11 protein-coding genes are annotated in these 12,894 nt (G+C 68.7%); 7 read left to right on the plus strand and 4 right to left on the minus strand.

The genetic code is table 11. The annotated features are described in order from the left end of the window. Positions 1–130: 130 nt before the first annotated feature. A complete protein-coding gene (locus CFB50_RS38290) occupies positions 131–1,087 on the plus strand; it encodes a mannuronate-specific alginate lyase (protein ID WP_089449519.1) in 957 nt (318 codons plus the stop codon). Positions 1,088–1,118: 31 nt separating this feature from the next. Here CFB50_RS38290 and CFB50_RS38295 read toward each other — a convergent pair whose 3' ends face one another. After that, positions 1,119–2,144 (minus strand): AraC family transcriptional regulator, encoded by a 1,026-nt coding sequence (locus CFB50_RS38295; RefSeq protein WP_089449520.1) that lies wholly within the window; start codon positions 2,142–2,144, stop codon positions 1,119–1,121. A 353-nt stretch (positions 2,145–2,497) separates the two neighbouring features. Between CFB50_RS38295 and CFB50_RS38300 the strand changes: the two genes are divergently transcribed. From CFB50_RS38300 to CFB50_RS38325, 6 genes are all read left to right on the plus strand, one after another. Further along, positions 2,498–3,745 (plus strand): dienelactone hydrolase family protein, encoded by a 1,248-nt coding sequence (locus CFB50_RS38300; RefSeq protein ID WP_089449521.1) that lies wholly within the window; start codon positions 2,498–2,500, stop codon positions 3,743–3,745. Positions 3,746–3,785: 40 nt separating this feature from the next. After that, positions 3,786–4,574 carry an SDR family oxidoreductase gene (locus CFB50_RS38305; RefSeq protein ID WP_089449522.1) on the plus strand — a complete coding sequence of 263 codons (789 nt, stop codon included), beginning with the start codon at positions 3,786–3,788 and terminating at the stop codon, positions 4,572–4,574. A gap of 70 nt (positions 4,575–4,644) precedes the next feature. Continuing rightward, positions 4,645–5,883 carry a styrene monooxygenase/indole monooxygenase family protein gene (locus CFB50_RS38310; RefSeq protein WP_089449523.1) on the plus strand — a complete coding sequence of 413 codons (1,239 nt, stop codon included), beginning with the start codon at positions 4,645–4,647 and terminating at the stop codon, positions 5,881–5,883. 5 nt (positions 5,884–5,888) lie between these two features. Next, positions 5,889–6,416 carry a flavin reductase family protein gene (locus CFB50_RS38315; RefSeq protein ID WP_089449524.1) on the plus strand — a complete coding sequence of 176 codons (528 nt, stop codon included), beginning with the start codon at positions 5,889–5,891 and terminating at the stop codon, positions 6,414–6,416. 36 nt (positions 6,417–6,452) lie between these two features. Further along, positions 6,453–7,409, plus strand: coding sequence for a SphA family protein (locus tag CFB50_RS38320; protein ID WP_089449525.1), 957 nt, complete (start codon positions 6,453–6,455; stop codon positions 7,407–7,409). A gap of 186 nt (positions 7,410–7,595) precedes the next feature. After that, positions 7,596–8,807, plus strand: a complete 1,212-nt coding sequence (locus CFB50_RS38325; RefSeq protein WP_256979432.1) for a serine hydrolase domain-containing protein — start codon at positions 7,596–7,598, stop codon at positions 8,805–8,807. Between the two features lie 50 nt (positions 8,808–8,857). On the opposite strand, the gene CFB50_RS38330 is transcribed toward CFB50_RS38325, so the two are convergent. From CFB50_RS38330 to hflC, 3 genes are read right to left on the minus strand one after another with little or no spacing between them, the layout of a single operon-like run. Continuing rightward, positions 8,858–10,801, minus strand: a complete 1,944-nt coding sequence (locus CFB50_RS38330) for a heavy metal translocating P-type ATPase (RefSeq protein ID WP_089449527.1) — start codon at positions 10,799–10,801, stop codon at positions 8,858–8,860. Beyond that, entirely contained in the window at positions 10,798–11,841 is a 1,044-nt protein-coding gene (gene hflK / locus CFB50_RS38335; protein WP_089449528.1) for a protease modulator HflK, read from the minus strand. Before hflK ends, CFB50_RS38330 begins: the two co-directional genes overlap by 4 nt. Next, a complete protein-coding gene (gene hflC / locus CFB50_RS38340) occupies positions 11,838–12,881 on the minus strand; it encodes a protease modulator HflC (RefSeq protein ID WP_089449529.1) in 1,044 nt (347 codons plus the stop codon). The genes hflK and hflC overlap by 4 nt, the downstream gene beginning before the upstream one ends. Positions 12,882–12,894: the final 13 nt, after the last annotated feature.

Genomic DNA, 12,894 nt, shown 5'->3' on the forward strand with positions numbered 1-12,894 from the left:
CACGGTCCGCGCGCGTCACCGGCGTTCGTCGTGCCTTGGCGGCCACGCGCGTCCGGCGTCGCGAGGTTGTCCGCCCCGGGTTCGGCTTCCGTGTTTGCCACGCCACCGTCACGTCACCACCGAGGACCGTATGCCCCGCCTGTCGGCTCGCCCCCTGTTCGCCGCGTGGCTCGCGGTGAGCGCACTCTTCTGTGCCGTGCCGCCGGCCCGCGCCTGTGACGTCCCGGCGGCCGTCACGACGATCGATCCGCCCGGCTACTATGACGACGCCGCCGGCTATGCGCGCGCGGTCAAGCCGATGCGCGATTTCATTTCACGGCTCAATGCGTCGGCGGACCATGGCGACTGGTCGTGCGTGACGAGCCTGCTGGAAAGCTGGGCGCGGGCCGACGCGCTGATGGGCCGGATCGCCGGTTATCAGGGCGACTACGAGCGTTCGTGGGCCGGCACCGACTTCGCGATGGTGATCCTGCGCATGCCGCGCGACGTGCGCGACGCGAACCGTGCGCGGTTCGACGCGATCGATCCCTGGCTCGAACGCATCGCGATCGCCACCCGCGATGCGGAATCGATCAACCATCTGCACAACAACCTCGTGTACTGGGCCGGACTCGACCTGATCGCCATCGGCACCGTGACCGGCAACGCGAGCCTCGTCGACTCGGGGCTGCTGCGGGTTCGCGAAGGCATCCGCGACATCGGCCTCGACGGTTCGCTTGCACGGGAAGTCAAACGCGGCAACCGCGCGCTGCACTATCACACGTTCGCGCTGCTCCCGCTCGTGTTCGCGGCGGAACTCGTGCAGCGGCGCCATATCGATCTCTATCGGGAAAACGACGGCGCGATCGGCCGCCTGGCGAACCTCGTCATCGATGCGGTCGATAATCCCGCCAGCTTCACGGCGATCACGCCGGTCAGGCAGGACCTGTTTCCGTGGACGTTCCGCGATGAACTGAGCTGGGTCGAGCCGTACTACGCGCGCTTTCACGACGCGCGCCTGCCGGCGATCATCGCACCGCGCCGCCCGTTCACCGAATGGCGGCTCGGCGGGGACGTGACGGCAGTCTGGGGCGTGCCGCTGCCGTAGCGGATCGGCGGGCGGGCTGCCGCGCGAGCCGCTAGGCGCGCCCGCGCCGCATCCTGAGCGTCGCCGACGGCGACTCGCCGAACGCCCGCTTGTACTCGATCGCGAACCGTCCGAGGTGCGCGAAACCCCATTTCAGCGCGATGTCCGTCACCGACGCGAGCCCCGGCGACGCGTCGGCCAGCAGTTCCTCGCGCACATGTTGCAGCCGCAACTGCCGCACGAAGCCCATCGGCGTGATGCCGTGGCGATGGCGGAAGCCGGCGAACAGCGTGCTCGGGCTGACGCCGGCGAGTTCGGCGAGCCGTTCGATCGTCAGCGGCTCGTCGAGATGCGCGCGGATGTAGTCCTCGACGCGCCGCACGTAGAACGGCGCGAGCGCCACCGGCAGGTGCCGCGTGCCGTTGCGCGCGCTGTTCGGGTGGCCGTGCAGCAGCAGGTTGAGCAGCGTCGATTCGAGCGGCTCGAACGCGAGCGGGTGACGCAGCGGATGCGCCTCCGTCGCGATCGCGCCGGCGAGGATCGGCAGCATCTGCATCAGACACGTCCCCTGCGACGACGACAGGCTGAATTCCGGCTCGAATTCGACCGGCGCGCGGCGGTCGTCGCCGAAATGCCGCTGCGCGTGGCGCTCCATCACTTCGCGCTCGATGCGCAGGATGACTTGCGGACACGCGTCGCCCCAGCGCATCTTCAGCGACAGCGTCGGCGAGATCAACGACGCGGTGCCCGGCGACGACACGAAACGCGCCGAGCCGCACTCGATCTCCGCGTCGCCGCGCAGCGGGATCTGCAACAGGAAGAAGTGCTCGAGCGGCCCGGGCTCGATGCTGACGCCACCGCCATAATCGAGCAGGTTCAACGACAGGTTGCCCCAGCGCGCGTGATGCATGCAGCTGTGCAGCGCGCGCGATTCGCCGGTCGGCGTGAGCCGGTGCGGCTTGAAGACGTCGGCGACGCGTGCGCGAACCTCGTCGACGTCGTTCGACTGCAGCAGCAGGTTGTCGTGATTGAAACAGGCCGTATCCGGCAGCCAGCCCGTTTCGGAAAATTGCGCCATCGCTGTTCTCCCGTCATGCCCGATTGCACTCGCGCCGTGCATGCGTTCCCGGTATGGGGGCATCCGCCGCACGATCCGGATAGCGCCCGGAGTATCCGGACAGTCCGGCCGCCCAAGCACGCACGTCCCGCGCAAACGATGCAAGAAGCGGACCGTTCGCGCATCGTAGAAAACTGTGCGGGCCTTCCGCATCCGCACATACCCGCAGTCAGCCGCGCGCCCGCCCACGCGCGGCGGCCGGCTCCGCAGGTTTCCGGAATTCGCGGATACCGGCCGAAGAAAGCGGATAGAAGTGCCCATTTCGTCCGCCAATACTGGGCCCGTCGCAGCAAAAAACTGGAATGGAGGAACACATGCAAGGACGTCACATCGAGATTCCGTCGCCGGACGGCGGCACGTTTCGCGCGTACCTGAGCACGCCGGCCGCCGGCAAGGGGCCCGGCATCGTGCTGTGCCACGAGATCTTCGGCGCGAACGCGACGATGCGGGAAGCGGCCGACTACTACGCTGAGGAAGGCTATACGGTGCTCGTGCCCGACTTGTTCTGGCGCCAGGCGCCGGGGATCGAACTCGGTGACACAGCCACCGATGTCGAGCGCGCGATGGCCCTTTACCGCGAATACGACGAGAACAAGGGCGTCGAGGATGTGAGCGCCGCGCTCCGGGTGCTCAGGCAGTTGCCGGAATGCACGGGCGCAGCCGGCGTGCTCGGCTACTGCCTCGGCGGCAAGCTCGCCTATCTCGCCGCGTGCCGGCTGCCGGACGTGGCCGCGGCGGTCAGCTACTACGGAGTGGGCATCGAGCAGGCGCTCGACGAGGCGTCGCACCTGCACGGCCGGCTCGTGCTGCAGATCGCGGGGCAGGATCGCTTCTGCCCGCCGGACGCGCAGCAGCGCATTGCCGACGCGCTGGCCGGACGCGACGGTGTCGAAGTGGTTGTGTATCCGGGTGTCGATCACGCTTTCGCGCGCGTCGGCGGCGACCATTTCGACAAGGCCGCCGCGATCATGGCCCATCAGCGCGCGATCGCCGCCTTCCGTGCCGCGCTCGGCCCGCACTACGACCTGTCCACACTGTGGGAAGCCCATCTGAAACACGAATTCGACACGCGCAACGTCGATGCAACGATGGCGACGATGGTTGCCGAGCCGTACGTCAACCATATTCCGACACTGACGGGCGGCGTCGGCTACGACGAGCTCAAGCGCTTCTACACGCATCATTTCGTGCATGCGAATCCGCCCGACACGACGATCACGCCGATCTCGCGCACGATCGGCGCGAGCCAGATCGTCGACGAGCTGCTGTTCTGCTTCACGCACACCACCGAGATCGACTGGATGCTGCCGGGCGTCGCGCCGACCGGCAAGCGCGTCGAGATTCCGCTCGTCGCGATCGTCAAGTTTCGCGGCGACAAGCTCTATCACGAGCACATCTACTGGGACCAGGCGAGCGTGCTCGTGCAGATCGGCCTGCTCGATCCCGCCGGCTTGCCGGTCGCGGGCGTCGAAACGGCCCGCAAGCTGCTCGACGAAACCGTGCCGTCGAACGGCCTGATGCGCCGCTGGCAGGACAGCGAACCGTCGGCGGGGGCGCGTTGACGCGGCCCTTCCCTCACCCAACGATTTCCGGAGACACCCCATGACTGCCCTTGCTGGCAAAGTCGCGATCGTCACCGGCGGCGCCACGCTGATCGGCGCCGCGGTCGCGCAGGACCTGAGCCGCGCCGGGGCGTGCGTCGCGATCCTCGATCTCGATGCGGAGAACGGCGCGCGCGTGGCCGATTCGCTCGGCGAACGGGCGATGTTCGTCGCGCTCGACATCACCGACGATCGCGCGATCGAGCATGCGGTCGCGGCCATCGTCGATCGGTTCGGCGCGATCGACGTGCTCGTCAACCTCGCGTGCAGCTACGTCGACAACGGCCTCCAGGCCACCCGCAACGACTGGCTCGCCGCGATGGACGTCAACGTCGTGTCGGCGGCGATGCTCGCCAAGGCCGTGCATCCGCAGATGGTCCGGCGCGGCGGCGGCGCGATCGTGAACTTCAGCTCGATCTCGGCCCAGTGCGCGCAAACCGGCCGCTGGCTGTACCCGACGTCCAAGGCGGCGATCCGCCAGCTCACGCGCAGCATGGCGATGGATCTCGCGCCCGACCGCATTCGCGTCAACTCGGTGTCGCCGGGCTGGACGTGGTCGCGCGTGATGGACGAGATGACGCACGGCGATCGCGCGAAGACCGATCGCGTCGCCGCGCCGTTCCACCTGCTCGGCCGGGTCGGCGATCCGTCCGAGGTCGCGCAGGTCGTAACGTTCCTGTGCAGCGACGCGGCGAGCTTCGTGACGGGCGCCGACTACGCAGTGGATGGCGGCTATTCCGCGATGGGGCCCGAACAGGCGGTGCCGGCCATTCCGCGTCTCGCGGAGTGACCGTTCGTCGCCGCCGCTTCCCGCCATCATTTCGATTCCGGCCGGCATCCGGCCAACCAAGGACACATCCATGAGACGCATCGCCATCGTCGGCGCCGGCCAGTCCGGCCTGCAACTCGCCTTCGCCCTGCTCGACCAGGGCTACCATGTCACGCTCGCGACCAACCGCGACGCCGAACAGATCCGCACCGGCAAGGTCATGTCGAGCCAGTGCATGTTCCACACGTCATTGCAGATCGAGCGCGACCTCGGCCTGAACGCCTGGGAGGAAGCGTGCCCGTCCGTCGAAGGGATCGGCATCGCGGTGCCGCATCCGGACGGCAACGGCCGCAAGGTGATCGACTGGTCGTCGCGGCTGACCCGCTATGCGCAGTCGGTCGACCAGCGCGTGAAGATGGCCGACTGGCTCGACGGCGTGCGGCGCCGGGGCGCGGACGTGCGCATCGGAGACGTCGGCGTGCCCGAACTCGAGGAGCTGGCGCGCAGCCACGACCTCGTGCTGCTCGCGGCCGGCAAGGGCGAGATCGTCAACCTGCTCGGCCGCGACGACACGCGCAGCGCGTTCGACCGCCCGCAACGCGCGCTGGCCCTCACCTACGTGAAAGGGATGACGCCGAGCCAGCCGTATTCGCGCGTGCGCTTCAACCTGCTGCCGGGCATCGGCGAGTATTTCGTGTTCCCCGCGCTGACCACGACGGGCCCGTGCGAAATCATGGTGTTCGAAGGCATTCCGGGCGGCCCGCTCGACTGCTGGGCCGACGTGAAGACGCCCGAGCAGCATCTGGACCGGAGCCTGTCGTTCCTGCAGCAGTACGTGCCGTGGGAATTCGAACGCTGCCGCGACGTCGAGCTCACCGATCCGAACGGCACGCTGGCCGGGCGCTTCGCGCCGACGGTGCGCAAGCCGTTTTTCCGGCTGCCGTCAGGCCGGACGGTGTTCGGGATGGCCGATGCGGTCGTCGTCAACGATCCGATCACCGGCCAGGGATCGAACAACGCCGCGAAATGCGCGAAAGCGTATTTCGACGCGATCCTCGCGCGCGATGCCGCGCCGTTCGGCGAAGACTGGATGCAGCAGACGTTCGAAGGCTACTGGGCGTATGCGCAGCACGTCGTGCGCTGGACCAACTCGCTGCTCACGCCGCCACCGCCGCACATCCTCGAACTGCTCGGCGCGGCCGGCCAGTTGCCGTCGCTCGCCGCGGCGATCGTCGACGGCTTCGACGATCCGCGCCGGTTCTCGCCGTGGTGGTTCGAGCCGTCGGCCTGCGCGGCGATGATCCGCGAACACAGCGCACGCACGGAGTAACCGACATGGAAACGACCGCTACCGATCGCCCGGCCCTCGACCCGCTGCAGTTGCGCGCCGCGTTCGGGCAGTTCCCGACCGGCGTGACCGTGATCACCACGTGCGCGGCCGACGGACGCAAGGTGGGCCTCACCGCCAATTCGTTCTCGTCGCTGTCGCTCGATCCCCCGCTCGTGCTGTGGAGCCTGCGCAAGGTCGCGCCGAGCCGCCCGGATTTCGTCGCGGCCAGCCATTTCGCGATCAACATCCTCGCGCACGACCAGATCGAGCTGTCGCGCCGCTTCGCGACGCCCAGCGCCGACAAGTTCGACGGCGTGCTTCACGTCGATTCGGAAACCGGCGGCGTGCCCTGCCTCGACGGCGCGAGCGCGCGCTTCGTGTGTCGCAACGTCGGCCATTACGAAGGCGGCGATCACCTGCTCTTCATCGGCCAGATCGAACAGTTCGACACGTTCGGCCATGCGCCGCTGGTGTTCCATGCGGGCCAGTATCGCGCGATCGTCGATCATCCCGATCTCTTTCGCGTCATTTGATTAGTTATACAAATAAATAAACAGGAGGTGGTGAACATGAAATTCGGCTCTCGCGTGCTCGTCGTCGCAGGCCTCACGATCGCCGGCATGGCCGCCGGCGCGCCGGCCGGCGCAGCCGACCTGCCGGCGGTCAACCTCGGCATGACCAGCTTCCTCGACGGGATGCCGCCGGCCGGCTCCGGGTGGTACGGCACGCAGTACCTGCAGTACTACACGGCCGGCCGCGTCAACGACAATGCGGGCAACAAGGTCGGGCTGCCGAAGCAGGACATCGACCTGTTCGCGGGGCTGAGCCAGCTCGTCTATCAGTCGCCGCTGACGTTCGCGGGCATGCATCCCGGCCTCGACGTGATCCTGCCGTGGATCGCCTCGGCACGAACCGACGACGGCATCGGCAACGTCGCGCTGAATGCGCGCGCCGGCTTCGGCGACCTGCTGATCGGCCCGTTCATCCAGTTCGACCCGGTGATGGGCGCACAGGGCCCGCGCTTCGCGCAGCGCGTGGAATTCCAGTTCATCGCGCCGACCGGCGCGTATGACCCGTCGCGCGCGATCAATCCCGGCAGCCATTTCTGGTCGTTCGATCCGTACTGGGCGGCGACGCTGTGGCTCACGCCCAAGTGGACCGTGTCGTGGCGGCTGCATTATCTGTGGAACGCGACCAACCACCAGCCGGCCACGTCGCTCGGCCCGGACGTGACATCGACGCAGGCTGGCCAGGCGATCCACGCGAACTTCGCGACCGAGTATGAAGTGCGCCCCGGCCTGCGGCTGGGGCTCAACGGCTACTGGCTGCGCCAGACCACCGACATGAAGGCAAACGGGCAGGACGTGCCGGGCACGCGGGAGGCCGTGTTCGCGATCGGCCCGGGGGCCATGTATAGCTTCTCGCCGCAGGATCATCTGATGTTCAACGCGTACTTCGAGACCTATGCGCGCAACCGGCCGCAGGGCACGCGGATGGTGCTGCGGTATGTGCATCACTTTCAGTGACGGCCGCGACCGGGTGAACGGGCCGGATCGCTATCGTCAGACCAAAAATGCGTGCTGCCGGCGGCAACACGCCTGTCCTATAGTTTTGGAGAAGACAACGCAGGCAATACGTCACGACCACGGAGGGTCCGCATCATGGTTACGTCAACAACCTCCCGGTTTTTGTCGAACGTATCGCGACGGCTGATGCACGGCCTGGTTGCCGTCGCACCGGCCGCGGTCATCGGCCTCGCCGTTTCCGCATGCGGCGGCGACAGTTCGCCGGCCTCGAGCACGCCCGCGTTCGCGAACGCGGCGCGCCCGCAGATCAACGCGCTGCTCACGGACACGCTGACGCCCGGCGCGGTCGTCTATGTGCAATCGCCGCAGGGCAACTGGCTCGAATCGTTCGGCACGGCCGTGCGCGGTACGAACACGCCGATCCCGACGAATGCGCACTTTCGCGTCGGCAGCGTGACGAAGACCTGGACCGGCACGGTGATCCTGCAACTGGTGCAGGAAGGCCGGCTGAGCCTTGGCGACTCCGTGAGCAAGTTCGTCGCGAACGTGCCCAACGGCGACACGATCACGATCGAACAGTTGCTGACCATGCGCAGCGGCCTCTACAACTATTCGACGAATCTCGCGTTCAACCAGACGCTCGATGCGCAGCCGGACAAGGTGTGGACCCCGTCCGAGCTGCTGGGCATCGCCAAAGGCCAGCCGGTCTATTTCCCGCCCGGCACGGATTTCCGCTACTCGAATACGAACACGGTGCTGCTCGGGCTCATCATCGAGCAACTGACCGGCATGAGCGCGGCCGATGCGATGAACGCGCGCCTGTTTGCGCCGCTCGGCCTGGCCAATACCTTGCTCCCGCCGCAGCAGAACACGTCGCTGCCGGCGCCGGCACCGCAGGGCTATCAATGGGGCACCAATGCCGAGACGACCAACAGCGACGCGCTGTCGCCCCAGCGCCAGGCTGACGCGAAAAGCGGCGTGCTGCAGCCGACGAACGTGACCGGCGTCAATACGTCATGGGCGTGGACGGCCGGCTCGGGCATTTCAACCGTGACGGAACTGGCCGCCTACGTGCAGCGGATGGTCGGCGGCGGCTACCTGAACGCCGACCTGCAGGCGCGACGGCTCGCCAGCTGCACGCCGATCGATGCGACCGATCCGATGTCGGCGAGCTACTGCATGGGCCTGGCCAAGTTCGGCACGTTCTACGGACATACCGGCGAGATACCGGGCTTCAACACCTTCATGGGCTACGACCCGGTCACGAAAACGACGATCGTCACGTGGGCGAACACGGCTGCCGCGCCCGATGGACGCGCACCGGCCAACGAGATCGCGCGGATCATCATGGGCGAGCTCAGCAAGGCGGCCGAGGTGCCGAGCGAAGGTCGGCCGTGAGGCGGTGAAGGGGCACGTTGCGACAGGGGACGAAGTGCCCCCTCCACCGCTCACGCGTCGCGAACGTCCTCATCGATCCGCAGCAGCCGCCCGGCGTTCGCAATCACGATGAACGTGCCGACGTTGTGCAGGATCGCCGCCCACACCGCGCCGAGCATCCCGGTCGCGGCCAGCGCGATCACCGCGAGCGTCCATGCGAGGCCGATCGCCGCATTGGTTGTCGCCGTGCGACGGCATTGCCGGCCGAGGCGGATGCAGGTCGGAATCCGCTTCAGGTCGTCGCCCAGCAGCACGACATCGGCCGATGCGATTGCAATGTCGACGCCACGCTCGCCCATCGCGATGCTCGTCGAGCCGGCCTTGATCGCCAGCACGTCGTTGAGCCCGTCGCCGACCACGAGCGGATGCAGGCCCGCGCCGATCTCGCGCATCACGTAATCGAGCTTGTCGTGCGGCAGCGCCTGCGCAACCACCGTCTCAATACCCGTCTCGGCCGCGACCTTGCTCGCGACGCGCTCGAGGTCGCCCGTCAGCAGCGTCTGCCGCGCAAGGCCCAGCGTCCGCAGCTCGGCGAGCACGTCGCGCGCGTCGGACCGCAGCGTGTCGGCAAAGCCGAACCATGCGAGCAGGCGCCCGTCGAGCACAAGGCCGACGAGCGGCCCGTCGAATCCGTCCGGGGGTGACGGTAAGTCACCGGCATGGTCGGCAAGCAGCGCGGGCCGGCCGAGTACCGCCGTGCCGTCCGGCGTATCGGCGACGACGCCGAGCCCGCGCAATTCCCGCGTGCGTTCGAACGGCGCCATGGCAACACCGGTGAGGCCGGACGCGGCGGCATCGCGGACGAGCGCGCGGCTCGCCGGGTGCGCACTGCTTTCGCCGAGCCGCGCGGCCAGCGCACGCGCGTGCGCACTGTCGACACCGGGCTGCAGCCATACCTGCCGAACCTGCAATTCCCCGCGGGTGAGCGTGCCGGTCTTGTCGATCACGAGCGAATCGACTTCGGCGATCTTGTCGAGAAACGCGGCATTGCGAAACAGGATGCCGTGCCGCGCGCCGACCGCGATCCCGGCGATGGCCGTGGACGGTGCCGCGAGCACCAGCGCGCACGGGCACGCGGCCACGATGACCGCGAGCATCGCCGATGCATTCGAGGACGTGAACCAGACGATCGCCGCGATCAGCAGGACGAGCGCGAGATACGCGCCCATGTGCCGCTCGAGCACCTGCGTGACGGGCGGTTTCGCCTGTTCCGCGTGCTGCATCAGCGCGATGATCTTGCCGAGCGTCGAATCCTTGCCCGTGTGCGTGACGTCGATGCGCAGCACGCCGTCGAGATTCAGCGCGCCGCCATACACGGCGCTGCCTGCATCGACGTCGTGCGGTACGGATTCGCCGGTGATCGGCCCGTTGTCGACGCTCGACGTGCCCGCGACGACGACGCCGTCGACCGGAATGCGCGCACCGGCCACCACTTCGATACGGTCGCCCGCGCGCAGCGCGTCATACGCGACTTCGACGACACTGCCGTCGGTGCCGATGCGACGCACGCGGCCGGCCGTCAGCCGGCCGAGCGCGCGGATCGCCTCCTGCGAACCGAGCACGCTGCGCTCTTCGAGCGCGTGGCCGAACGTCATCACGATCGGCAGCAGCGCGGCCGTCGTCATGTCGCCGATCGCCCAGGCGGCCAGCATCGCGAGCGCGATCAGGCGATCGGTCACGCCGTGCAGGCTCGGCGCGCGCAGGCTGTGCCACGCACTCGCGAACACCGGCCCCGCGACGATCAGCGACGCAAGCGCGGCGAGCAGTTGCGCGAGCGTGTCACCGCCGCCCGACAGCATGCGCCACGCGAACGACAGCACGAGCAGGCCGCCCGCGAGCAGCGCCAACGCGATCTGCCGCGTGATCGTGCGGCGCTCGTCGGAGGACAGCGCGTAGGCGGTCGCGCCGGCGGGCGCGGTGTCCGGCTGCGTAGCCGGTTCGACGAGCGAATTCATCGGGCGGTTCCGGGCAGGATCAGGTTCGAGGTGTCGTGCGGATCGATCGTCGTCACGCGTCCGGCTTTCGACAGCACGCGCTGCACGCGATCGCGATACAGCCGCGCCAGCAGCCCCGGATCGCCGTTCTCGCGGAGCGTCGCATCGAGCTGCCGGATCTCCAGCGTGTCGGTCTGCGCCGTCGCGACGCGTTCGGCCGCATGGGCCCGCGCGTCCTGCACGATCCGGTCGGCATCCTGCTGCGCGTCCTGCCGCCGCTGTTCGGCGGCAGTGCGGGCTTCGGCGATGGTCCGCTCGGCGACCTGCAGCGACGTCAGCACCGCGTTGAACGCATCGGCGGCCGCTCCGGGAAACGCGGGCTGCACGTCGACGCGCGCGACTTCGACGCCGAGCCCCGCGTGCGCCGCGTCGAGTGCACGCAGGTGCAGCGCGATCGCATCGGCGAGATCGCCGCGCAACCGTTCGCGTCGCGCGGCCATTTGCCGGTCGGCGGCCAGTTGCTCGGGCCGCGCGACCAGGATCGCGTCGAGATTGCGGGTCGCCGCGACCTCGACGGCCGATGCGGACACGATCCGCTCGAGCGCCGCGTCGAGGCGAGCCTGCTGCAGCACGTACGCGTACGGATCGCTGACCCGGTAATAAAGCACCGCGCTCAACGCGACCGCGCCGCCGTCGCCCGTCAGCACGTAGCCTGAACCGGCGAGCGCGTCGGACAACCGCGCGACGCCCTTCGCGGACGGCGCGAGCGCTCGCGGATCGCGGTCGAGCGAGCGGATCCGCTGCTCGAGCACGCGCGCGGCGCCCGGCACGAGCAGGACCGATTCGAACGGCTGCGGCCATGCGATCACGAGCCCGGCGTCCTGGGTGCGCACGAGCGCGCCGAAACGCGTCACGACCGCGCGGCTGTCCGCCGGAATCCGCCGGATGTTCGAGCCGGCCCACGCGCAGGCGGCGAGCACCGCGAGCGCGGCGACGAACCAGAACGACAGGCGCACGGCCTGTGCGCCCGGCCCGAGCGGCGATGCGGACGGCTCGCTCATCGCACGGCCCTGTGCGTCTTGGGTGCCGGCACGGCCTGCCCCGACGTGTCGGCCGGGCCCTGCACGAGCACGCGGAACGGCGCGGCGTCGGTACGCAGGATCAGGTTCGTATTGGTACCGACCACCGCGTTCAGCGTGTCGAGCGAACGCAGCATCGTGTACAGGTGCGGGTTGCCCGCATAGCTCTTGCCGTAGATGTCGGCCGCATCCTTGCGCGATTGCGCTTCGATGCCGGCCGCTTTCACGTTCGCGTCGGCCAGCGCGATGCGTGCATCGCGCTCGGCGTCCGAGCGGATCTGCGCGGCCTCGCGATTGCCGTCCGCGGTACGCTGCGCGGCCACGGTCTCGCGTTCGGCGCTCATCCGGTCGACCGTCGCGGCAAGCGTGACGGCCGGCAGCGTGAGCCGTTCGAGCCCGACCTGGGCGACGCGCACGCCGTAAGCCGCATAGAGCTGCGCATCGATCTGCCGGCGCAGCGCATCTTCGAACTCGCCGATCTTCACCTGGGCCGGATCGGTGTTCACGAGCGACGCGAGATCGTACCCGGCGGACGTCGTCTGCAGCGCGGAGCCGACGAGCGAGCGGATCTGCCGCGCCGCTTCATCCGGCTCGTTGCCGACCGCCCGCATGAAGCGCCCGATGTCGCGCGCATCGGCCGGCACGCGCCACGCGACGTAGGCCTCGACGATGATGCGCAGCCCGTCGCGGGTGCCGACGTCCTGCAGGCCGCTCGACGTGGTGTGCAGGCGCAGGTCCACGGGCGTCACCGCATCGATCGGCGCTGGCAGGCGCCACGCGAGCCCGGGTTCGAGCAGCACGCGCACGGGCCGCCCGAAGCGCGTGATCACCGATGCCTCGCCGGCACGCACCTGCACGAAGCTCGCCACCGCGAGCGCGACGATCACGCACAGCAGCGCGACCGCGACGCGCAGGCGGAACGCGCCGGGCGGCTGCGGCGCACCGTGATGCGCGTGATGATGATGGTCGTGGCCATGGCCGTGGTGCGCATGATCATGCGCGTGCGAATGAAACAGACTCACGATGTCGTCCCGG

The sequence above is a fragment of the Burkholderia sp. AU33423 genome, assembly GCF_002223135.1.
GTDB classification, from domain to species: domain Bacteria; phylum Pseudomonadota; class Gammaproteobacteria; order Burkholderiales; family Burkholderiaceae; genus Burkholderia; species Burkholderia lata_D.